Origin of the sequence: Pseudomonas sp. ICMP 561 (assembly GCF_002699985.1) — a bacterium.
Classification (GTDB): Bacteria; Pseudomonadota; Gammaproteobacteria; order Pseudomonadales; family Pseudomonadaceae; genus Aquipseudomonas; species Aquipseudomonas quasicaspiana.
Map to the genome: position 1 here is coordinate 231438 of NZ_LKBT01000069.1, position 22212 is coordinate 253649.

General features: G+C 57.0%; 19 protein-coding genes and 1 pseudogene. 18 read left to right on the top strand and 2 right to left on the bottom strand.

What is annotated here, in order from left to right:
- Positions 1-477: 477 nt before the first annotated feature.
- From aat to infA, 3 genes are all read left to right on the top strand, one after another.
- Positions 478-1188 carry a leucyl/phenylalanyl-tRNA--protein transferase gene (gene aat / locus AO242_RS27865; protein WP_099271214.1) on the top strand — a complete coding sequence of 237 codons (711 nt, stop codon included), beginning with the start codon at positions 478-480 and terminating at the stop codon, positions 1186-1188.
- Between the two features lie 31 nt (positions 1189-1219).
- The gene (locus AO242_RS27870; protein WP_027899223.1) at positions 1220-1927 is read left to right on the top strand and encodes an arginyltransferase; all 708 of its coding nucleotides are present in this window, start codon (positions 1220-1222) and stop codon (positions 1925-1927) included.
- A 100-nt stretch (positions 1928-2027) separates the two neighbouring features.
- Positions 2028-2246, top strand: coding sequence for a translation initiation factor IF-1 (infA, locus tag AO242_RS27875; protein WP_002553999.1), 219 nt, complete (start codon positions 2028-2030; stop codon positions 2244-2246).
- A 213-nt stretch (positions 2247-2459) separates the two neighbouring features.
- On the opposite strand, the pseudogene clpA reads toward infA, so the two are convergent.
- Both clpA and clpS read right to left on the bottom strand, forming a co-directional pair.
- Positions 2460-4731, bottom strand: a pseudogene (gene clpA / locus AO242_RS27880) (ATP-dependent Clp protease ATP-binding subunit ClpA).
- 30 nt (positions 4732-4761) lie between these two features.
- The gene (clpS, locus tag AO242_RS27885; RefSeq protein ID WP_027899409.1) at positions 4762-5124 is read right to left on the bottom strand and encodes an ATP-dependent Clp protease adapter ClpS; all 363 of its coding nucleotides are present in this window, start codon (positions 5122-5124) and stop codon (positions 4762-4764) included.
- Positions 5125-5338: 214 nt separating this feature from the next.
- On the opposite strand from clpS, the gene cspD reads away from it, so the two are divergent.
- The 15 genes from cspD (at position 5339) to nuoF (ending at position 22097) form a co-directional block, all read left to right on the top strand.
- Positions 5339-5620, top strand: coding sequence for a cold shock domain-containing protein CspD (gene cspD, locus AO242_RS27890; protein WP_306475070.1), 282 nt, complete (start codon positions 5339-5341; stop codon positions 5618-5620).
- A 441-nt stretch (positions 5621-6061) separates the two neighbouring features.
- On the top strand, positions 6062-8290 hold the full coding sequence (locus AO242_RS27895) for an NADP-dependent isocitrate dehydrogenase (protein WP_099271249.1): 2229 nt from the start codon (positions 6062-6064) through the stop codon (positions 8288-8290).
- Positions 8291-8621: 331 nt separating this feature from the next.
- A complete protein-coding gene (locus AO242_RS27900) occupies positions 8622-9068 on the top strand; it encodes an NUDIX hydrolase (RefSeq protein WP_099271216.1) in 447 nt (148 codons plus the stop codon).
- A gap of 60 nt (positions 9069-9128) precedes the next feature.
- Positions 9129-10259, top strand: a complete 1131-nt coding sequence (gene mnmA / locus AO242_RS27905) for a tRNA 2-thiouridine(34) synthase MnmA (protein WP_099271217.1) — start codon at positions 9129-9131, stop codon at positions 10257-10259.
- The gene (hflD, locus tag AO242_RS27910) at positions 10259-10879 is read left to right on the top strand and encodes a high frequency lysogenization protein HflD (protein WP_027899404.1); all 621 of its coding nucleotides are present in this window, start codon (positions 10259-10261) and stop codon (positions 10877-10879) included. Before mnmA ends, hflD begins: the two co-directional genes overlap by 1 nt.
- 130 nt (positions 10880-11009) lie before the next feature.
- Positions 11010-12380, top strand: a complete 1371-nt coding sequence (purB, locus tag AO242_RS27915) for an adenylosuccinate lyase (protein ID WP_099271218.1) — start codon at positions 11010-11012, stop codon at positions 12378-12380.
- An 83-nt stretch (positions 12381-12463) separates the two neighbouring features.
- Positions 12464-13630, top strand: a complete 1167-nt coding sequence (locus AO242_RS27920; RefSeq protein ID WP_099271219.1) for a ribosomal protein uL16 3-hydroxylase — start codon at positions 12464-12466, stop codon at positions 13628-13630.
- A complete protein-coding gene (locus AO242_RS27925; RefSeq protein ID WP_027899401.1) occupies positions 13623-14048 on the top strand; it encodes a GNAT family N-acetyltransferase in 426 nt (141 codons plus the stop codon). Before AO242_RS27920 ends, AO242_RS27925 begins: the two co-directional genes overlap by 8 nt.
- A 153-nt stretch (positions 14049-14201) precedes the next feature.
- The gene (locus tag AO242_RS27930; RefSeq protein WP_027899400.1) at positions 14202-14942 is read left to right on the top strand and encodes a secretin N-terminal domain-containing protein; all 741 of its coding nucleotides are present in this window, start codon (positions 14202-14204) and stop codon (positions 14940-14942) included.
- A gap of 517 nt (positions 14943-15459) precedes the next feature.
- Entirely contained in the window at positions 15460-16785 is a 1326-nt protein-coding gene (aceA, locus tag AO242_RS27935) for an isocitrate lyase (RefSeq protein ID WP_027899399.1), read from the top strand.
- Positions 16786-17286: 501 nt separating this feature from the next.
- Positions 17287-17700, top strand: a complete 414-nt coding sequence (locus AO242_RS27940; protein ID WP_027899398.1) for an NADH-quinone oxidoreductase subunit A — start codon at positions 17287-17289, stop codon at positions 17698-17700.
- A gap of 10 nt (positions 17701-17710) precedes the next feature.
- Positions 17711-18385: a NuoB/complex I 20 kDa subunit family protein gene (locus AO242_RS27945; protein WP_032627858.1), complete on the top strand. Its 675-nt coding sequence runs from the start codon at positions 17711-17713 to the stop codon at positions 18383-18385.
- Between the two features lie 72 nt (positions 18386-18457).
- On the top strand, positions 18458-20239 hold the full coding sequence (gene nuoC / locus AO242_RS27950) for an NADH-quinone oxidoreductase subunit C/D (RefSeq protein WP_027899396.1): 1782 nt from the start codon (positions 18458-18460) through the stop codon (positions 20237-20239).
- A gap of 8 nt (positions 20240-20247) precedes the next feature.
- The gene (gene nuoE, locus AO242_RS27955; RefSeq protein ID WP_032627860.1) at positions 20248-20745 is read left to right on the top strand and encodes an NADH-quinone oxidoreductase subunit NuoE; all 498 of its coding nucleotides are present in this window, start codon (positions 20248-20250) and stop codon (positions 20743-20745) included.
- On the top strand, positions 20742-22097 hold the full coding sequence (nuoF, locus tag AO242_RS27960) for an NADH-quinone oxidoreductase subunit NuoF (protein ID WP_099271220.1): 1356 nt from the start codon (positions 20742-20744) through the stop codon (positions 22095-22097). The genes nuoE and nuoF overlap by 4 nt, the downstream gene beginning before the upstream one ends.
- Positions 22098-22212 lie beyond the last annotated feature (115 nt).

Sequence of the window (22212 nt, forward strand, 5' to 3'; positions counted from 1 at the left end):
GCGAACATCTGGTGATTGACTACCAACGACTGAATCTGCAAAACAATTTGCCATGCCATACAGCTTGAACGGCAGCTTGCAAAGCGCGCATTGTACGGATTTGTACGCCTGATGCCACGGTAGCATCCTGCCTTGTAAACGGCGTTCTGGCCGGGTAGTTTCGGATTGTGCTGTCGGATGAAGCCAGCCTTGGCTGATGGTCAAACGCCCCTTGCTCGCCGAACATTAGTCTGGCGTGGACATGGCCCATCTTCAAGCCCCGCCGCAAACGTTGAATTTGAGCATGCATTCTCTTTTGTGACAAAGACTTATGCCGTATTTTTTAACCGAACGATCAATTGTCCATACGGCTTCACGTATCAAGGAGCACGCGCAAGACGCTTGCGTGCGACAGACGACCGATTATGACCACGACTGCCGTATGGAGTTGCAATCACGCTGCTTCCCCCGCCCTCCCCTTCCGTAAAGTGCTGCCCTATGCTGACCTGGCTAAAACGTGACAACCTGATTTTTCCGCCGCTGGAAAAGGCCTTGCGTGAACCCGATGGCCTGCTCGCGGCAGGGGGCGATCTGTCTCCCGACCGACTGGTGCAGGCTTATCGTCACGGCTGCTTTCCCTGGTTTCAGGATGGGCAGCCCATTCTCTGGTGGTCACCCGATCCAAGAACCGTGATCTTCCCTGATGAGCTCCATGTTTCACGCAGCCTTGCCAAACTGATACGTCAGGAGCGCTATCGCGTGACCCTCGATCAGAATTTCGCGGAGGTGATACGGGCGTGCGCCGGGCCACGTGCCTACGCTGACGGCACCTGGATTACCGGCTCAATCCAGGCCGCTTATCTGGAACTGCACCAACGCGGCTACGCCCACAGTGTCGAAGTGTGGGAAAACGAAGTGCTGGTTGGCGGGCTTTATGGACTGGCGATGGGGCAGCTGTTTTTTGGCGAGTCGATGTTCAGTCGGGCTGACAATGCCTCCAAGGTTGGCTTTGCCACGCTGGTGGAGCGCTTGAAAGCCTGGGGATTCGTGCTGATTGACTGCCAGATGCATACCAGTCACCTGCAAAGCTTCGGTGCCAGGTCCATTTCACGCAAAGCGTTTTCCGATTTCCTGACTCGCCATCTGGATCAGCCCAATAACGCCGACTGGCTGCCTAGGCGAGTTCAGCAGGCTGACATACACTCTTGATAACGATTTATTTTTTGCGGCGGGGGCAATCATGACAGAGCTGGCGCGGCTGAAGTTTTATGCCACTCAACCCCACTCGTGCAGCTATTTGCCGGAAGAGCAAGCCACCACGCTGTTTCTGGACCCCAGCCAGCCGATGGACGTGGAAGTTTACGCCGATCTTTCGGACATGGGCTTTCGCCGTAGCGGCGACCATCTTTATCGACCCCATTGTCAAAACTGCAGTGCTTGCGTGCCTGCGCGCATCCCGGTCGATCTTTTTTCGCCTGACCGGCAACAAAAGCGTATTTTCAAACGCAACGCCGACATTGAAGTGCGCTGCACTAAACCGCGTTTTACTGAAGAATATTTCGACCTCTACCAACGCTACATCGAACAGCGCCATGCTGACGGCGACATGTTTCCACCTAGCCGCGATCAATTTTCGACTTTTTTAGTACGCGACCTGCCGTTCTGCAGATTCTATGAATTTCGCCTGGATAATCGCCTGCTGGCAGTCGCTGTTACCGACGTACTGCCCAACGGCCTTTCTGCGGTTTATACCTTCTACGAACCCACTGAAGAACGCCGCAGTCTGGGGCGCTACGCCATTTTGTGGCAAATCGCCGAAGCTGCACGCCAGCAGCTGCATGCGGTGTACCTGGGCTACTGGATAAAGAACTGCCAAAAGATGAATTACAAGACCCAATATCGGCCCATCGAGCTGCTGACAAACCAAAGATGGATCACTCTTTATTGAAGACCTTGGCTTAACCGGCATTTTTCGGGCACAATGCACGCCGCTTTTGCCTGGCGCCACTTGCACCGGGCCACTCATTAGATACCGAGGGCTTTACTGCATGTCGAAAGAAGACAGCTTCGAAATGGAAGGCACTGTCGTCGACACCCTGCCCAACACCATGTTTCGTGTGGAGTTGGAAAACGGGCACGTCGTAACCGCGCATATCTCCGGCAAGATGCGCAAGAATTACATCCGTATTCTTACCGGTGACAAGGTGCGTGTTGAACTGACGCCCTACGACTTGAGCAAAGGGCGCATTACTTACCGCGCTCGATAAGCAAGTCTTAACAAAAACGCCCGGTTTCTGCCGGGCGTTTTTGTGTGCCCGGTTTTTACGTAGGACCGGCTTTAGCCGGGAGGGCAGTTTTCGCGACACCGCAAAACACACTGACCCCCTCCCGGCTAAAGCCGGTCCTACGACGATGCGATAACGCCAACAAAAAACCCCGCACCTCTTTCGAGATGCGGGGCTTTTATGGCCCGATAAGACCTAGGCCATTTCTGCTGTGGTTTCGTAGTCGAAGGTGATCTCGCCGTCCCTGAAGTCGATGTGTACCACACCGCCATGGTCGGCCAGCTCGCCAAACAGGATCTCCTCGGCCAACGGACGCTTGATCTTGTCCTGAATCAAACGCGCCATTGGACGGGCACCCATTGCGGCATCGTAACACACCTTGTGCCAGATAGCTTCTCGCCGCCTCGGTTACCTCAAGCAGCACACGCTTGTCTTCCAGCTGCGCCTGAAGCTCGGTGAGGAACTTGTCCACCACGCTTTTGATGACCTCATGACTGAGGCGACCAAATTGAATGATGGTGTCCAGACGGTTGCGGAACTCAGGCGTGAAGCTCTTCTTGATGACTTCCATCGCATCAGACGAGTGGTCCTGATGAGTAAAGCCAATCGAAGCCCGGGCCGCCGACTCAGCACCAGCGTTAGTGGTCATGATCACGATCACATTACGGAAGTCCGCTTTGCGCCCGTTGTTATCGGTCAGCGTCCCGTGGTCCATCACCTGCAAGAGCAGATTGAAGACTTCCGGATGTGCTTTCTCGATTTCATCGAGCAGCAGCACGCAATGCGGCTGTTTGGTGATCGCTTCGGTCAGAAGACCGCCCTGATCAAAACCGACATAACCTGGCGGAGCGCCGATCAAGCGAGAAACCGTGTGCCGCTCCATGTATTCGGACATGTCGAAACGCACCAGCTCGATACCAAGAGCCTTGGCCAACTGACGAGCGGCTTCGGTCTTGCCGACACCGGTAGGACCGGCGAATAGGAACGAACCCACTGGCTTGTCAGGTGACTTCAGGCCAGCGCGAGACAACTTGATCGCGGTGGAAAGTGAATCAATCGCCGCATCCTGACCAAATACGGTCAGCTTCAAATCTCGCTCAAGATTCCTCAGCAACTCCTTGTCGGAGCTGTTGACGTGCTTAGGCGGAATTCGTGCGATTTTCGCGACGATGTCTTCAACCTGCGCCACTTCGATACGTTTCACACGCTTCTCGACCGGTTGCAGGCGCTGGTAAGCCCCCGCCTCGTCGATCACATCGATCGCTTTATCGGGCATGTGACGGTCATTGATATAGCGCGATGCCAGTTCAGCAGCGGCACGCAAGGCTTCATCGCTGTACTCGATGTCGTGATGCGACTCGAAACGCCCTTTGAGGCCTCTCAGGATGCCGATGGTGTCTTCAACCGACGGCTCCGAGACGTCGACCTTCTGGAAGCGCCGAGCCAAAGCCCGATCTTTTTCGAAGATGCCACGGAATTCCTGGAAGGTCGTCGAGCCGATGCAGCGAATATCACCTGACGAAAGCAGCGGTTTGAGCAGATTCGACGCATCCATCACACCACCGGACGCAGCACCTGCGCCAATGATCGTGTGGATTTCATCGATAAACAGGATCGCGTGAGGACGCTTTTTCAGCTCGCCGAGCAACGCCTTGAAGCGCTTCTCGAAATCACCGCGATATTTGGTGCCCGCCAGCAGTGCTCCCAGATCAAGGGAATACACCACACTATTGGCCAGTAGATCAGGCACCTGATTGTCGACAATACGCTTGGCCAGACCTTCAGCAATAGCGGTTTTGCCAACACCAGCCTCACCGACCAGAAGCGGATTGTTCTTGCGACGACGCGCCAGAATCTGCGCGACTCGCTCGACTTCCTGCTCACGACCAACCAGAGGGTCAATACGCCCCTGACGCGCTAATTCGTTAAGGTTGCTGGCATACGCATCCAGCGGATTACCTGAAGCAGAAGACTCACCACCCTCGTCGTCCTGCATATCTTGCTCACCTTCAGAGTGATCGCCCTGCCCAGGCACTTTGGATATGCCGTGGGCAATGTAGTTGACGACATCTATGCGCGCCACGCTCTGCTGCTTGAGCAGAAACACTGCCTGGCTTTCCTGCTCACTGAAAATTGCAACCAGCACGTTTGCGCCGGTGACTTCACGCTTGCCCGAGCTCTGTACATGGAATACAGCACGTTGCAGGACGCGTTGGAAGCCCAGGGTTGGCTGGGTCTCGCGATCCTCGTCATGGACGGGAATCAGCGGCGTGGTGGAGTCGATGAACTCCTGCAAATCATGCTTGAGCTTATCGAGGTTTGCGCCGCAGGCACGCAGAACAGTGGCGGCAGCCTCATTGTCCAATAAAGCCAGCAGAAGGTGCTCGACAGTCATGAATTCATGACGTTTCGAACGAGCCTCCTTGAAGGCCAGATTGAGGGTGACTTCGAGCTCACGGTTTAACATAGCTTCACCTCATACCCAAGTGGTCGGCGATTAACCGTCCTTCTCGATCTCACAGAGTAGCGGATGCTGGCTTTCCCTGGCGTATTGGTTGACCTGCATTGCCTTGGTCTCGGCGATGTCGCGGGTAAACAATCCACATACTGCCCGTCCCTCTGTATGGACGGCCAGCATGACCTTGGTTGCCAGCTCACGATTCAGGTTGAAGAACACCTCGAGCACTTCGACAACGAAATCCATCGGGGTGTAATCATCATTAAATAAAACCACCTTGTACATCGGCGGCGCCTGTAATGTCGGCTTGGCATCCTGAACCGCGATGCCAGCCGCGTCATCCTCATGGGAATCCGGACTGTCCTGATTTGATATTAGTCGAATCTTGCTGATTGCATGCATGGAAAGAAAAGTTCGTAAAGGGCGGATTGAATAATGAGTCGCAGTCTGACCGGTTTTCAAATGGACCGCCGCGTGACCTTGACTATCGGCTAATCAGTGTTACAAACAATAGAACCCACATTGGGTAAAAAGGGTCCGCGCAGTCAACCAAAATTTTTTTCGGTCCGGCGGATGAGGTTGATGATACTCCCAACGGAGTCCTTTGCAGAAGGATATGACTATGTATAGCGGTAAGGTCAAATGGTTCAATAATGCGAAAGGCTATGGCTTTATCGTGGAGGACGGGAAGTCCGAGGACCTGTTCGCCCACTATTCTGCTATCAAAATGGACGGCTACAAGACCCTCAAGGCAGGTCAGCCCGTCAACTTTGAAATCATCCAGGGCCCCAAGGGTATGCATGCTGTAGAGATCAAGGCGGCAATCACAAACGAGCCAGCGGGGTCGCCCAGCCCTGTCACCACCCGGGCAGGATTGCAGGAGAAGGTCACCGCCTGATCCGAAAACCTGCCAGATATGCCAATCCTGAAAAATCGGCCGGTCCAGTTATCTGAACCGGCCGATTTCGTTTGTAACGCCTGTTTACAGATGCTCTGCGCGTGTACCGCGAGCCCGCGCTTCCCGCCTACCTCGACCAACGGCCAATACCTTATGCGACCTCAAGCGCTTAGCATTAATGCTTAGCGCCAAGGGTTTGATATACTCCCGCCGTGACTAACGGGTCATAGGGGCGAACCAGTCTGGAAAGAGACTTTGCGCCCTTGTATGCGTTGGGCAGCAACTGCCGTCCGACCGCTTGACGCTCGACTGATGCACCTACCATCATCATCGCGAATAAACCTCGACTCAGGCTCAAGAAAAAGAGACTGCGAGCAAAGTGCATACCCTGCGCGCATCGAGATTTTGTGCATGCTCAGCAAAACAGAGAGTTCATACGAAATGTCCAACCGTTCGAAGATCATCTACACCTTTACCGACGAAGCTCCAGCACTCGCCACCTACTCGCTTCTTCCTATCATCGAAGCCTTCACTGCCTCCTCTGATATCGACGTTGAAACGCGAGACATCTCTCTGGCGGGCCGCATTCTTTCCAGCTTCCCTGAATCCCTGAGCGCTGATCAGCAAATCGGCGACCACCTCGCCGAGCTGGGCAAGCTGGCTACCACACCAGAAGCCAACATCATCAAGCTGCCAAACATCAGCGCCTCGGTCCCTCAACTCAAGGCGACCATCAAAGAACTGCAAGACCTGGGCTTCAAGATCCCTGACTACCCTGAGTCGCCGAGCACAGACGCGGAAAAAGACGTCCGTGCGCGCTACGACAAGACTAAAGGCAGCGCCGTGAACCCGGTTCTGCGTGAAGGCAACTCGGACCGCCGCGCACCGTTGTCGGTCAAGAACTACGCTCGCAAGCACCCGCATAAAATGGGCGCCTGGGCTGCAGACTCGAAATCCCACATTGCCCACATGAGCAATGGCGACTTCTACGGCAGTGAAAAGGCCGTTCTCATCGGCGCTGCCGATAACGTCAAAATCGAATTGATCGCTCAAGACGGCACAGCCACCGTTCTGAAAGAAAAGACCGCCGTGAAAGAAGGCGAGATCATCGATTCTTCGGTCATGAGCACCAAAGCCCTGCGCAGCTTCATCGCATCGGCTATCGAAGATGCCAAGGCGCAAGGCGTGCTGCTGTCGGTTCACTTGAAAGCCACCATGATGAAGGTCTCCGACCCGATCATGTTCGGCCAGATCGTCGCCGAGTACTACAAGGACGCGCTGACCAAGCACGCCGATGCACTCAAGCAAGCCGGCTTCAACCTGAACAACGGTATCGGCGATCTGTACGACCGTATCAGCGCGCTGCCTGCCGAAAAACAGGCTGAAATCAAGGCTGACATCCAGGCCGTGTACGCAGTACGCGCCCCACTGGCAATGGTCAACTCGGACAAAGGCATCACCAACCTGCACGTGCCAAGCGACGTGATCGTCGACGCATCGATGCCGGCCATGATCCGTGACTCGGGCAAAATGTGGAACGCTGCTGGCGAACTGCAGGACACCAAGGCCGTGATCCCGGATCGTTGCTACGCAACCATCTACCAGGCTGTGATCGACGACTGCAAGAAAAACGGCGCTTTCGATCCGACCACCATGGGCAGCGTGCCAAACGTTGGCCTGATGGCGCAAAAAGCTGAAGAGTACGGCTCCCACGACAAGACCTTCCAGATCGCCACTGCTGGCGTTGTCCGTGTATCGGACAGCAGCGGTAAAGTGCTGATGGAGCAAAACGTCGAAGAAGGCGATATCTGGCGCATGTGCCAGGTCAAGGACGCGCCGATCCAGGACTGGGTCAAACTGGCCGTCAACCGCGCTCGCGCCAGCGACACCCCTGCGGTGTTCTGGCTGGATCCGGCTCGTGCTCACGACGCCGAGATGATCAAGAAAGTCCAGAAGTACCTGGCCGATCACGAGACTGCCGGTCTGGATATCCGTGTGATGTCGCCGGTAGAAGCCATGGCGTTCACCCTGGAGCGCACTCGCGCTGGCAAGGACACCATTTCGGTCACCGGTAACGTACTGCGCGACTACCTGACTGACCTGTTCCCGATCATGGAACTGGGCACAAGCGCCAAGATGCTGTCCATCGTGCCGCTGATGAACGGCGGTGGTCTGTTCGAAACCGGCGCGGGTGGTTCGGCTCCGAAGCACGTTCAGCAACTGGTTGAAGAAAACTTCCTGCGTTGGGATTCCCTGGGTGAGTTCCTGGCTCTGGCCGCTTCTCTGGAGCACCTGGGCAATACCTACAACAACCCGAAAGCCCTGGTTCTGTCGAAGACTCTGGATCAGGCAACCGGTGAGTTCCTGGACCGCAACAAGTCGCCTTCGCGCAAAGTCGGCAACATCGACAACCGCGGCAGCCACTTCTACCTGGCGCTGTTCTGGGCTCAAGCCCTGGCCGCACAGAATGACGACGCAGCCCTCAAGGCACAGTTCAGCCCAGTGGCGAAAACCCTGGCCGACAACGAAGAAAAAATCGTTGCCGAACTGAACGCTGTACAAGGCAAGCCAGCGGAAATCGGCGGTTACTACTACCCGAACCCTGAGTTGACCAGCAAAGTCATGCGCCCAAGCGCAACCCTGAACGCAGCGATTGCTTCGCTGAACTAAGGTTTTTGCTGCACACGAACCCCGGCCTTGTGCCGGGGTTTGCGTTTTCGTCTTGCGCCTGTAGGAGCGCGCTTGCCCGCGATTGCGTCAGACCAATCGATAGTGATGTCGTCTGATACGACGCAATCGCGGGCAAGCGCGCTCCTACACAGACTGTGTGAAAACGTAGCGAGCGACGGCAAGACAAGGCAAAAACAGCCGAAAAAGCGGAGTCTAGGTGTTCTAAATGAGCATTTTTCGGCTGTTTTTAACGCAGTATTGCCGAGCGCAGTAGTTTTCACACAGTCTGTACAGGCGCAAAAGCAAAAATCCTGTACTGAGCACCCACCCCATGAACTGGCAAGCCCACGTCACCGTCGCCACGATCGTCGAAGATCAAGGCAAATTCCTTTTTGTAGAAGAACTCAAGGGCGGCAAGGCAGTACTCAACCAGCCTGCCGGGCATCTTGATCCAGACGAATCCCTGCAGCGCGCCGCTGTACGCGAAACCCTGGAAGAAACCGGCTGGGACGTCGAACTGACCAGCGTCATCGGCATTTATCTGTATACCGCGCCGAGCAACGGTGTGACCTATCAGCGCATCTGCTTTGCCGCCAAACCGCTGCGCCACAATCCAGAGTATCAACTGGACGACGGCATCATCGGCCCGCTGTGGCTGACCCGGGATGAACTTGTGGCCCAACAGGAACGCTGGCGCAGTGAGCTGGTACTGCGTTGCGTGGACGATTACCTGAACGGCGAACACTTCAGTCTCGACCTGCTACGCGACAAGGCGTGAGACTCCCGCCGCCGGGCCTGTTAGAATCGCGTCCTTTTCGAAGCTACCCATTGAATTCCTATGCCTGATTCAACCCTTTCCGATACTGCACAGAAGCGCGTCATCGTCGGCATGTCCGGCGGCGTAGACTCTTCGGTTTCTGCCGTTCTGCTCATGGAGCAGGGCTATCAGGTGGAAGGCCTGTTCATGAAGAACTGGGAAGAAGACGATGGAACGGAATACTGCACTGCCCGTGAAGACCTGGCCGACGCCCAGGCCGTGTGCGACAAGATCGGTATCAAACTGCATACCGCCAACTTCGCTGCTGAATACTGGGACAACGTGTTCGAGCATTTCCTGGCCGAATACAAGGCCGGTCGCACGCCGAACCCGGACATCCTGTGTAACCGCGAAATCAAGTTCAAGGCGTTCCTCGATTACGCCCTGATGCTCGGCGCTGACCTGATTGCCACCGGTCATTACGTGCGCCGCCGGGATATCGATGGCCACACCGAACTGCTCAAGGGGCTGGACCCTAACAAGGACCAGAGCTACTTCCTGCACGCAGTCGGTGGCGATCAGATCGCACGAACCCTGTTCCCGGTCGGAGAACTGGAAAAGCCAGAAGTACGTGCCATCGCTGAGAAGCACGGTCTGGCGACGGCAAAAAAGAAAGACTCAACCGGCATCTGCTTCATTGGCGAACGTCGTTTCACCGATTTCCTGCGCCAGTACCTGCCCGCTCAACCCGGCGAGATCAAGACCACCGAGGGTGAAGTCATCGGTCGCCACAGCGGCTTGATGTACCACACCATCGGCCAGCGCCAGGGCCTGGGCATTGGCGGCCTGAAAGACGCCAGCGATGACCCGTGGTACGTGCTGGTCAAGGACCTTGAGAACAACGAGCTGATCGTGGGTCAGGGCAACGATCACCCCTGGCTGTTCTCCAGGGCCCTCGTGGCTTCGCAGATCTACTGGGTCAACCCGATCGACCTGAGCACGCCGCGTCGCCTGACGGCTAAAGTGCGCTACCGCCAAAGCGATCAGCTTTGCACGCTGGAGCAGACCGCCGACGGCTATCGCGCCACCTTCGACGAACCGCAACGCGCCGTTACACCGGGCCAGTCCGTGGTGTTTTATGACGGCGAAATCTGCCTGGGCGGCGGCGTGATTGAAATCGCCGAAGCCTGGCACAGCAAGGACAAGCGTTGATGACCCCGATTCAGGAGCAATTGGTCGCACTGGCTGGCGTATTTCAGGCCGCCGTACTGGTAGACCGCATAGCCAAGACCGGTCAGAGCAGCGAAGCAGTCCTGGGCTGCATGCTCGGCAGCCTGCTGGTGCAGGATCCCAAAGACACGCTGGACGTTTACGGTGGCGACGACCTGAACCTGCGCGAAGGCTACCGCGCCCTCGCCAGCGCACTGGAACGCGATCCGTCGACGCTGCAGCGCGAACCTCTGCGTTACGCCCTGTCGATGCTGGGCCTGGAAAGACAACTGGCCAAGCGCGACGACATGCTGCAAACCGTAGGCAACCGCCTGCCACAAATCCAGTCTCAGGTTGAACACTTCGGCATCGCCCACGAAAACGTTATCGCGGCCTGTGGCGCTTTGTATCAGGACACCCTGAGTACCCTGCGCCAGCGCATTCAGGTGCATGGCGACATGCGCAACCTGCAACAGCCGAGCAATGCCTCGAAAATCCGCGCCCTGCTGTTGGCAGGTATTCGCTCTGCTCGCCTGTGGCGACAAAATGGCGGCCATCGCTGGCAACTGGTCGTAAGCCGTCGCAAGTTATTGAAAGAACTGTACCCATTGATGCATGGCTGATTCGCCACGCATTTGCAGAAACTGCTGACAAACATCGCGTGACATACGCTGGTCAGGCCGACCCGATCCAGCCTGGTTTTCATGTATGATACGCGCCCCTTTTCGTTGCCTGACTGTCCGAGAGCACCCTATGCAGCTTTCTTCGCTCACTGCGGTTTCCCCTGTTGACGGCCGCTACGCCGGTAAAACCGAGGCCTTGCGCCCCATTTTCAGCGAATACGGTCTGATCCGTTTTCGCGTCATGGTTGAAGTACGCTGGCTCCAGCGTCTGGCCGCACACCCTGAAATCACTGAAGTCCCAGCGTTTTCAGCTGAAGCCAACGCCATCCTCAACACGCTGGCGGAAGACTTCTCGATCACCCACGCCGAGCGCGTGAAGGAAATCGAGCGCACCACCAACCACGACGTCAAGGCCGTGGAATACCTGCTCAAGGAACAGGCTGCCAAGCTCCCTGAACTGGACAAGGTGAGTGAGTTCATCCACTTCGCCTGCACCAGCGAGGACATCAACAACCTGTCCCACGCCCTGATGCTGCGCGAAGGCCGCGACAATGTGATGCTGCCCCTGATGCGCAAGATCGCTGATTCGATCCGCGAGCTGGCCATCCGTTTTGCTGACGTTCCAATGCTGTCGCGCACCCACGGTCAACCAGCCTCCCCGACGACTCTGGGTAAAGAACTGGCCAACGTTGTGTACCGTCTGGAGCGTCAGATCGCCCAGATCGCTGCGGTACCGCTGCTGGGCAAGATCAACGGTGCAGTCGGCAACTACAACGCACACATCTCGGCTTATCCGTCCATCGACTGGGAAGCCAACGCGCGCGCCTTCATCGAAGACGAACTGGGTCTGGGCTTCAACCCTTACACCACGCAGATCGAACCGCACGACTACATTGCCGAGCTGTTCGACGCCATTGCGCGCTTCAACACCATCCTGATCGACTTTGACCGTGATATCTGGGGCTACATCTCCCTGGGTTACTTCAAACAGCGCACGATTGCTGGCGAAATCGGTTCGTCGACCATGCCGCACAAAGTCAACCCGATCGACTTCGAAAACTCCGAAGGCAACCTGGGTATCGCCAACGCACTGTTCCAGCATCTGGCGAGCAAACTGCCAATCTCCCGCTGGCAGCGCGACCTGACCGACTCCACCGTGCTGCGTAACCTGGGCGTCGGCTTCGCCCACAGCGTTATCGCTTACGAAGCCACCCTCAAGGGCATCAGCAAGCTGGAGCTCAACGAGCAGAAAATCGCCGCTGATCTGGACGCGTGCTGGGAAGTCCTGGCTGAGCCGATCCAGACCGTCATGCGTCGCTACAACATCGAAAACCCGTATGAGAAGCTGAAAGAGCTGACACGCGGCAAGGGCATCAGCCCTGAAGCCCTGCAGACGTTCATCGACACGCTGGACATGCCTGCCGAGGCCAAGGCCGAGTTGAACAAACTCACTCCGGCCAATTACATCGGTAATGCGGTAGCTCAAGCACAGCGCATCTGACAGAAGCACACCATTGCACACGCCCGGCAGTGCCGGGCGTTTTTATTGCAGTCTCGAAAAGACAAACTTTCAATAGGTTACACATGAATCCTGATATTCCTCTTCAACTTCTGGGCGGCATCAGCGCGCGCGTTTTCCTGCGTGATTACTGGCAGAAAAAACCGCTGCTGATCCGTCAGGCCCTGCCAGACTTTCAGAGCCCGATCGATCCTGACGAGCTGGCTGGCCTGGCCCTGGAAGAAGAAGTCGAATCGCGACTGGTCATCGAAAATGGCGAGCGCCCATGGGAACTGCGTCGCGGTCCGTTCGCGGAAGACGAGTTCAGCAAGTTGCCGGAAAAGGACTGGACCCTGCTTGTGCAAGCCGTTGACCAGTTCGTGCCGGAAGTCAGCGAACTGCTGGAAAACTTCCGCTTCCTGCCAAGCTGGCGCATCGATGACGTCATGGTCAGCTTCGCCGCACCGGGTGGCGGTGTCGGCCCGCATTTCGACAACTACGACGTGTTCCTGCTACAGGGCCACGGCAAGCGTCACTGGCAGATCGGCCAGATGTGCGACTCCGATAGCCCGCTGCTGCAACACGCCGACCTGCGAATCCTGTCTGACTTCCAGATGACTGAAGAGTGGACGCTGGAACCGGGCGACATGCTTTACCTGCCGCCGCGCCTCGCCCACTGCGGCGTCGCCGTTGATGACTGTCTGACTTATTCGGTCGGCTTCCGCGCCCCGAGCGCTGCCGAAGTGTTGACCCATTTCACCGACTTCCTCAGCCAGTTCACGCCTGATGAAGAGCGCTACACGGATGCAGATGCCCAACCGGCCAACGATCCTCATCAGATCCAGCACGACGCGCTCGACCGCCTGAAAGCCTTGCTGGCTGAACACATGGGCGACGAGCGCCTGCTGCTGACCTGGTTCGGCCAGTTCATGACAGAACCACGCTACCCGGAACTGGTAACAGGTCCGGAGCTGGAAGAAGAAGACCTGCTGAGCAGCCTGGAACAGGGCGCAGTTCTCATTCGCAACCCAAGCGCACGCCTGGCATGGTCCGAAGTTGATGACGACCTGCTACTGTTTGCCAGTGGCCAGAGCCGTTTGCTGCCGGGCAGCCTGCGGGAACTGCTGAAAATGATCTGCGCTGCCGATGCCCTGCACAGTGACAACCTCGGCCAATGGTTGGCCGATGAAGAAGGACGCAACCTGCTCTGTGAGCTGGTAAAACAAGGAAGCCTGGGGTTTGCCGATGAATAGAACCAACGTGCGTGTTGCCGACTGGCACAAAGACAACGCTGACATCCGCCGTGTACGCGATGCTGTGTTTGTTGCTGAGCAGTCGGTGCCGCCGGAGCTGGAATGGGATGCTGAAGACATCGACGCTATTCACTTTCTGGCACTGGAGGGTGACTTTGCCATTGGCACAGCCCGCCTGTTGCCGGACGGTGAAATAGGTCGGTTGTCAGTGCTCAAGGACTGGCGCGGCATGAACGTCGGTGAAGCGCTGCTCAGCGCCGTCATCAACGAAGCCGAGCGACGTGATCTGAGGCAACAAAAACTCAGTGGTCAGGTACAAGCCGTGGAGTTTTACGAACGCTTCGGCTTTACCGTCGTCAGTGAAGAGTTTCTTGAGGCAGGACTGCCTCACGTGAATATGACCCGCCACTCAGGCTGAAAGACCTGAATTGACGCCCTGCCCGCCTGCGCCAGCTGTCTATGCTGGTAAAGGTCGGCAGGGCGTTTTGCATTGGAAGATTCAACTTGCGCCTACGCAGGCCGACAAACTGGCAAACTCAGGTCTTTTAAGACGTTCCAGGAGATTGGATTTATGTTCCTGCGCCCCCTGCTTACCTCGCTGCTGCTGATATGTAGTGTCGGTGTCATGGCCGCTACCGAAGTGGTTCCCCTCAACTACCGGACCAGCGATGACCTGCTGCCAGTGGCCAAATCCTTCCTCGGCCCGGACGGTACGGTCAGCGCTTATAACAACCAGCTGATCGTCAATGCCGAGCCGCGCAAAATCGAAGAACTGCGCGCGTTGCTCTCACAACTTGATGTCGCCGCCAAACGCTTGCTGATCAGCGTCGACACCAGCGATAGCGCTTCACGTAGCAGCAATGGCATCAATCAGAACCGCGTCATCAACTATGGCACTGCCAGCCGCGAGGGTGGCGTGCAACAGGTGCAAGCCAGCGAAGGCACGCCAGCGTTGATTCAGGTGGGTCAGAGCGTGCCCGTTACAACGTCACGGACCGACAATTACGGCTATGCCCAGAGCAACACCGAATATCGCAACGTGACTCAGGGCTTCTACGTTACAGCCAGCGTGACCGGCGACATCGTGCACCTGAACATCAGCACCAATCGGGATCGCGTCAGCCAGGAACGGTCCGACACCTTCAAGGTCCAAAGTACCGACAGCCAGGTCAGCGGCCGCCTCGGTGAATGGATCACTCTGGCGGGCGTGAGCGATCAGTCAGTTGCTGACCGCCAAGGCAATACGCAGCAGTATTCAACCCAGGGTCGAGAGGACATGACATTGCGCGTCATGGTGCAAACCCTTGAGTGAGAAGGCTCCCGCAAAATCGGGCACTACAGGGCCTTTTACTGACTGATCAGTCGCACCGAGGCAAATATGTAGTGATCATAAAAAAGCACTACAAAACGTTTGACTGGCCAAAAATGGCGAGGCATGATTGCCTCGCTCCCGCTAATCAGAGGCCCTGAAAAGAGCCTTCGGGTCGCGCTCAAATCCTACGAGCCGATTCGTGTCTGTATCGCCCACAAGGCAGTTTGACGAGGTTGCGACTGGAACGAAGTTGTCCTGAGGGACGGAAGCGTATTACGGTCCATCGGCAAAGCTGCTGAGTGACGAAATCGGGCGTCTCTGATGCTCGATTGCACGCCACAGCTACGCCCTGAACTCGCCTTTCCCGCCTCGAACGACCTCTTCCCGCCGCCACCGCGCAAATCAGGCTCATAGTCAGACATCTGATCAGCGAGCAGCCATCCATTTGCCTTCGATATCCGGGCGTTTTGGCGGAGCAGGACATTCCAACAAAACTTATGTGAAAGGGGTTTCGCTCATGGCACTGACACGCGAACAACAAATAGCAGCTCTCGAGAAAGACTGGGCTGAAAATCCGCGCTGGAAAAATGTGACCCGTACGTATTCCGCCGCTGACGTCGTCCGCCTGCGTGGCTCGGTTCAACCTGAACACACGTTCGCCAGGAATGGCGCAGAGAAGCTCTGGAATCTGGTCACCCAAGGTGCCAAGCCTTCCTTCCGTCCTGACAAGGACTTCGTTAACTGCATGGGCGCTCTTACTGGCGGTCAGGCGGTACAACAGGTCAAGGCCGGTATTCAGGCGATTTATCTGTCTGGCTGGCAGGTAGCCGCCGACAATAATTCGGCCGAATCGATGTACCCCGATCAATCGCTGTACCCAGTGGACTCCGTGCCGACCGTAGTCAAGCGCATCAATAACTCCTTCCGCCGTGCCGACCAGATTCAGTGGAAAGCCGGGAAAGGTCCTGGCGATGAAGGCTACATTGATTACTTCGCGCCTATCGTCGCGGATGCCGAAGCCGGTTTTGGCGGCGTACTCAACGCCTACGAACTGATGAAGAGCATGATCGAAGCGGGTGCCGCGGGCGTGCACTTCGAAGATCAGCTGGCATCGGTCAAGAAATGCGGCCACATGGGCGGCAAGGTTCTGGTACCCACCCAGGAAGCCGTACAAAAATTGGTGGCCGCTCGCCTGGCGGCGGACGTTGCCGGTGTACCGACGATTATCCTGGCGCGTACCGACGCAAACGCTGCTGACCTGCTGACGTCTGACTGCGATCCGTATGACAAACCTTTCGTGACGGGTACCCGTACCCATGAAGGCTTCTACAAGGTACGCGCCGGGCTGGATCAGGCCATCGCTCGCGGCCTGGCCTACGCGCCTTATGCCGATCTGATCTGGTGCGAAACTGCCAAGCCGGATCTGGACGAGGCGCGACGCTTTGCTGAAGCGATCAAGAAGGAGTACCCGGATCAGTTGCTCTCCTACAACTGTTCACCGTCCTTCAACTGGAAGAAGAATCTGGACGACGCGACCATTGCCAAATTCCAGCGCGAGCTTTCGGCCATGGGTTACAAGCACCAGTTCATTACCTTGGCGGGTATTCACAACATGTGGCACAGCATGTTCAACCTGGCGCACGACTACGCCCGCAACGACATGACGGCCTACGTGAAACTGCAGGAGCAGGAGTTCGCCGATGCCGCCAAAGGCTATACCTTCGTGGCGCACCAGCAGGAAGTGGGCACCGGCTACTTCGATGACGTGACCACCGTGATTCAGGGGGGCGTGTCTTCGGTAACGGCACTGACGGGCTCTACTGAGGAAGAGCAGTTTCACTAAGGTCCATGCCAACAGGAGATCGAATCCTCTGTTGGAGCCGAGCTTGCTCGCGAAGAACGATAACGCGGTATGCCTGATGCACCGCAGCGTCTGATTCGCGGGCAAGCCTCGCTCCAACAGATTTATGCCTGCGTGCCAGAGATGCAGTTGACGCATGACTGTCAGAAATCCGCCAAAAACTGCAACTACTCCAGAATTAACTCCATTAAACCCACCGAATAACAAATGATACTTATTATCATTTAGAAAACTGTCCTTCTTCCGTAACTTTTTAGAACGAAACATAATTAGCTTAATCCCCGCCAACCCCCGCCCCGCCTGCTCCAAACCCTCAACTCAGGGCTGTAAGTGATTAATTGCACAAATTAATTTGATATAGAAAATTTACTTGCCCTGTTTTTGCACATAAAATCATCGAAATTGATTTCGCTGCGACATATCGTCGCTGCATATACTATTTTCAAGCTCAGAGACCATTGATCTCTGTCAAGGAATGCCAGCATGTCCGAATCGACAGGTTTGATTGCCCACAACTGGGGCTTCGCCATTTTCCTTTTGGGTGTAGTCGGCCTGTGCGCCTTCATGCTCGGTGTTTCCAGCCTCTTGGGTAGCAAAGCCTGGGGCCGCAGCAAAAACGAACCGTTTGAATCCGGCATGCTGCCTACCGGCAGCGCCCGCCTTCGCCTTTCGGCAAAATTCTATCTGGTCGCGATGCTCTTCGTGATCTTCGACATTGAAGCCCTATATCTCTTTGCCTGGTCTGTGTCCGTCCGCGAAAGCGGCTGGACCGGATTCGTCGAAGCACTCGTTTTCATAGCAATTCTGTTGGCAGGTCTTGTCTACCTATGGCGGGTTGGAGCGCTGGATTGGGCTCCTGAAGGTCGCCGTAATCGGCAAGCGAAGCTAAAACAATGAGGCTTTGGCGATGCAATACAATCTCACCAGGATCGACCCGGATGCTCCAAATGACGAGTATCCAATCGGCAAACGGGAAACTGTTTCCGACCCGCTAGAAGATCAAGTCCACAAAAACATCTACATGGGCAAGCTGGAAGACGTGCTGAACGGTGCGGTCAACTGGGGGCGTAAAAACTCCCTGTGGCCGTACAACTTCGGCTTGTCGTGCTGCTATGTGGAAATGACAACCGCCTTCACGGCGCCCCACGACATCGCCCGCTTCGGCGCCGAGGTTATCCGGGCATCGCCGCGTCAGGCGGATTTCATGGTTATTGCCGGTACTTGCTTCATCAAGATGGCGCCGATCATTCAGCGTCTCTACGAGCAAATGCTCGAACCTAAATGGGTTATTTCCATGGGTTCGTGCGCCAACTCCGGTGGTATGTACGACATTTATTCCGTGGTTCAGGGCGTGGACAAGTTCCTTCCTGTGGATGTCTATGTGCCCGGCTGCCCGCCCCGCCCCGAAGCATTTCTGCAAGGCTTGATGCTGTTGCAGGAATCCATCGGCCAGGAGCGTCGCCCTCTTTCCTGGGTCGTCGGTGACCAAGGCGTGTATCGCGCCGAGATGCCGTCGCAAAAGGAACAGCGCCGCGAACAGCGAATTGCAGTCACCAATCTGCGCAGCCCCGACGAAGTCTGATCCAGAACTGTTCCTTTTAAAGAACGAATAGCTGGCTTCATTCTTTACGTTGACCGAAAGCGATAAAAAACCATGACTACAGGCAGTGCTCTGTACATCCCGCCTTACAAGGCAGACGACCAAGACGTCGTCGTAGAATTGAACAACCGTTTTGGCGCCGAGGCGTTCACCGCCCAATCGACCCGCACTGGCATGCCTGTGCTGTGGGTCGAGCGTGCGCGCCTGATCGAGGTGCTGACCTTCCTGCGTCAACTGCCCAAACCTTACGTCATGCTGTACGACCTGCATGGCGTGGACGAGCGTCTGCGTACCAAGCGCCATGGCTTGCCGGGTGCTGACTTCAGCGTGTTCTACCACTTGCTGTCGATCGAACGTAACAGCGACGTGATGATCAAGGTAGCGCTGTCCGAAAGTGACCTCAGCCTGCCGACCGTAACCCGCATCTGGCCCAACGCCAACTGGTACGAGCGTGAAGTCTGGGACATGTTCGGTATCGACTTCCCAGGTCACCCGCACCTGAGCCGGATCATGATGCCGCCGACCTGGGAAGGTCACCCGCTGCGCAAGGACTTCCCGGCGCGCGCCACCGAATTCGATCCGTTCAGCCTGACGCTGGCCAAGCAGCAACTGGAAGAAGAAGCCGCGCGCTTCAATCCGGAAGACTGGGGCATGAAGCGCTCCGGAACGAACGAGGACTACATGTTCCTCAACCTGGGCCCGAACCACCCTTCGGCTCACGGTGCGTTCCGCATCATCCTCCAACTCGACGGCGAAGAAATCGTCGATTGCGTTCCGGACATTGGCTACCACCACCGTGGTGCCGAGAAAATGGCCGAGCGTCAGTCGTGGCACAGCTTCATCCCGTACACCGACCGGATCGATTATCTGGGCGGCGTGATGAACAACCTGCCGTATGTGCTCTCAGTCGAGAAACTGGCTGGCATCAAGGTGCCCGAGAAAGTCGACACCATCCGAATCATGATGGCCGAGTTCTTCCGGATCACCAGCCACTTGCTGTTCCTGGGTACTTACATTCAGGACGTGGGCGCCATGACTCCGGTGTTCTTCACCTTCACCGACCGGCAGAAAGCCTACACGGTGATCGAAGCCATCACCGGTTTCCGTCTGCACCCGGCCTGGTATCGCATCGGTGGCGTTGCCCACGACCTGCCACGCGGTTGGGAAAAACTGGTCAAGGACTTCGTCGACTGGCTGCCGAAGCGTCTCGACGAATACACCAAAGCGGCTCTGCAAAACAGCATCCTCAAAGGCCGGACCATTGGTGTCGCGGCCTATAACACCAAAGAGGCCCTGGAATGGGGTGTCACCGGTGCAGGCCTGCGCTCTACCGGTTGCGATTTCGACCTGCGTAAAGCGCGCCCTTACTCCGGCTACGAGAACTTCGAGTTTGAAGTGCCGTTGGCGGCCAATGGTGATGCCTACGACCGCTGCATGGTTCGCGTCGAAGAAATGCGCCAGAGCATCAAGATCATCGACCAGTGCATGCGCAACATGCCGGAAGGCCCGTACAAGGCGGATCACCCGCTGACCACGCCGCCGCCGAAAGAGCGCACGCTGCAGCACATCGAGACCTTGATCACGCACTTCCTGCAAGTTTCGTGGGGCCCGGTCATGCCAGCCAACGAATCCTTCCAGATGATTGAAGCGACCAAGGGCATCAACAGTTACTACCTGACGAGCGACGGCGGCACCATGAGCTACCGTACCCGGATCCGCACCCCAAGCTTCCCGCATCTGCAACAGATCCCTTCGGTGATCAAAGGCAGCATGGTCGCGGACTTGATCGCGTACCTGGGTAGTATCGATTTCGTTATGGCCGACGTGGACCGCTAAGCATGAGCATGAACAGCACGCTTATCCAGACAGACCGTTTCGCCCTGAGCGAAACCGAGCGCTCGGCCATCGAGCACGAGCTGCATCACTACGAGGACCCGCGCGCGGCGTCCATCGAAGCCCTGAAGATCGTTCAGAAGGAACGTGGCTGGGTGCCGGACGGCGCCATCTACGCCATCGGCGAACTGATTGGCATCCCTGCCAGCGACGTTGAAGGTGTGGCGACGTTCTACAGCCAGATCTTCCGCCAGCCAGTCGGCCGCCACATCATCCGTGTCTGTAACAGCATGGTCTGCTTCATCGCCGGTCACGAATCGGTCGTCGAAGAAATCCAGAGCTCGCTGGGCATCGCTCCGGGCCAGACTACGGCCGACGGCCGCTTCACCCTGCTGCCAGTCTGCTGCCTGGGCAACTGCGACAAAGCCCCGGCCGTGATGGTCGACGATGACACCTTTGGCGACGTGCAACCCGGCACTGTGGCCAAGATGCTGGAGGGTTACCCATGACCATCACTTCCTTCGGCCCTGCCAACCGCATTGCGCGCACGGCAGAAACCCATCCGCTGACCTGGCGTCTGCGTGAAGACGGCGAGCCGGTCTGGCTCGACGAGTATCAGGCCAAAGACGGTTATGCGGCGGCGCGCAAGGCGCTCACCCAGCAATCGCCTGACGACATCGTCCAGTCTGTCAAAGACTCCGGCCTTAAAGGTCGCGGCGGCGCGGGCTTCCCCACTGGCGTTAAGTGGGGCCTGATGCCCAAAGACGAATCCATGAACATCCGCTACCTGCTGTGCAACGCGGATGAAATGGAGCCCAACACCTGGAAAGACCGGATGCTGATGGAGCAGCTGCCACACCTGTTGGTGGAAGGCATGCTGATCAGTGCTCGTGCGCTGAAAGCCTATCGCGGCTACATCTTCCTGCGCGGCGAATACGTCACTGCGGCCAAGCATTTGAACCGCGCTGTGGCAGAAGCCAAGGCAGCCGGCCTGCTGGGCAAGAACATTCTGGGCACCGGCTTTGATTTCGAGCTGTTCGTGCACACCGGCGCCGGGCGTTATATCTGCGGTGAAGAAACCGCACTGATCAACTCACTGGAAGGCCGTCGCGCCAACCCGCGCTCCAAGCCGCCCTTCCCTGCCGCCGTTGGCGTGTGGGGCAAGCCGACCTGCGTGAACAACGTCGAAACCCTGTGCAACGTGCCCGCCATCGTTGGCAACGGTAATGACTGGTACAAATCCATCGCCCGCGAAGGCAGTGAAGACCACGGCACCAAGCTGATGGGGTTCTCCGGCAAGGTGAAAAACCCTGGCCTGTGGGAACTGCCATTCGGCGTGCAGGCCCGTGAGTTGTTCGAAGACTACGCAGGCGGCATGCGCGACGGTTACAAGCTCAAGTGCTGGCAGCCAGGCGGCGCCGGTACTGGCTTCCTGCTGCCAGAACACCTGGAAGCGCAAATGTATGCCGGTGGCATCGCCAAGGTCGGCACCCGGATGGGTACTGGTCTGGCCATGGCCGTTGACGACAAGGTCAACATGGTCTCGCTGCTGCGCAACATGGAAGAGTTCTTCGCTCAGGAATCCTGCGGTTTCTGCACACCTTGCCGTGACGGTTTGCCATGGAGCGTGAAGATTTTGCGTGCCTTGGAAAAAGGTGTCGGCCAGGCGGGTGATATTGAAACCCTGCTGGGACTCGTTGGCTTCCTTGGCCCGGGCAAGACCTTCTGCGCTCACGCACCGGGTGCCGTGGAGCCGCTGGGCAGTGCGATCAAATATTTCCGCCCGGAGTTCGAGGCCGGTATCGCGCCCACCAGCGCAGCCGTTCCCCCTCTGGCAAGACCGATCATCGTCGGCGCGTAACCGTTTGCAAGGCCGGGGGACATCCCCCGGTTCATCGCACGATGACGCCGTGAAGGCTGTTTAGAGTCGTGCGAATAACAAGATTCCATTAGCCACGCCCGCTGACACCGGGCCA

Bases quoted from the DNA above. Each gene is read 5' to 3' on its own strand.
- nuoE (WP_032627860.1), top strand. From the start codon at position 20,248: ATGAACAGCACGCTTATCCAGACAGACCGTTTCGCCCTGAGCGAAACC.
- mnmA (WP_099271217.1), top strand. From the start codon at position 9,129: ATGCCTGATTCAACCCTTTCCGATACTGCACAGAAGCGCGTCATCGTC.
- AO242_RS27940 (WP_027899398.1), top strand. From the start codon at position 17,287: ATGTCCGAATCGACAGGTTTGATTGCCCACAACTGGGGCTTCGCCATT.
- hflD (WP_027899404.1), top strand. From the start codon at position 10,259: ATGACCCCGATTCAGGAGCAATTGGTCGCACTGGCTGGCGTATTTCAG.
- aat (WP_099271214.1), top strand. From the start codon at position 478: ATGCTGACCTGGCTAAAACGTGACAACCTGATTTTTCCGCCGCTGGAA.
- nuoC (WP_027899396.1), top strand. From the start codon at position 18,458: ATGACTACAGGCAGTGCTCTGTACATCCCGCCTTACAAGGCAGACGAC.
- AO242_RS27900 (WP_099271216.1), top strand. From the start codon at position 8,622: ATGAACTGGCAAGCCCACGTCACCGTCGCCACGATCGTCGAAGATCAA.
- cspD (WP_306475070.1), top strand. From the start codon at position 5,339: ATGACTATGTATAGCGGTAAGGTCAAATGGTTCAATAATGCGAAAGGC.
- AO242_RS27920 (WP_099271219.1), top strand. From the start codon at position 12,464: ATGAATCCTGATATTCCTCTTCAACTTCTGGGCGGCATCAGCGCGCGC.
- clpS (WP_027899409.1), bottom strand. From the start codon at position 5,124: ATGCATGCAATCAGCAAGATTCGACTAATATCAAATCAGGACAGTCCG.
- AO242_RS27930 (WP_027899400.1), top strand. From the start codon at position 14,202: ATGTTCCTGCGCCCCCTGCTTACCTCGCTGCTGCTGATATGTAGTGTC.
- purB (WP_099271218.1), top strand. From the start codon at position 11,010: ATGCAGCTTTCTTCGCTCACTGCGGTTTCCCCTGTTGACGGCCGCTAC.
- aceA (WP_027899399.1), top strand. From the start codon at position 15,460: ATGGCACTGACACGCGAACAACAAATAGCAGCTCTCGAGAAAGACTGG.
- nuoF (WP_099271220.1), top strand. From the start codon at position 20,742: ATGACCATCACTTCCTTCGGCCCTGCCAACCGCATTGCGCGCACGGCA.
- infA (WP_002553999.1), top strand. From the start codon at position 2,028: ATGTCGAAAGAAGACAGCTTCGAAATGGAAGGCACTGTCGTCGACACC.
- AO242_RS27925 (WP_027899401.1), top strand. From the start codon at position 13,623: ATGAATAGAACCAACGTGCGTGTTGCCGACTGGCACAAAGACAACGCT.
- AO242_RS27895 (WP_099271249.1), top strand. From the start codon at position 6,062: ATGTCCAACCGTTCGAAGATCATCTACACCTTTACCGACGAAGCTCCA.
- AO242_RS27945 (WP_032627858.1), top strand. From the start codon at position 17,711: ATGCAATACAATCTCACCAGGATCGACCCGGATGCTCCAAATGACGAG.
- AO242_RS27870 (WP_027899223.1), top strand. From the start codon at position 1,220: ATGACAGAGCTGGCGCGGCTGAAGTTTTATGCCACTCAACCCCACTCG.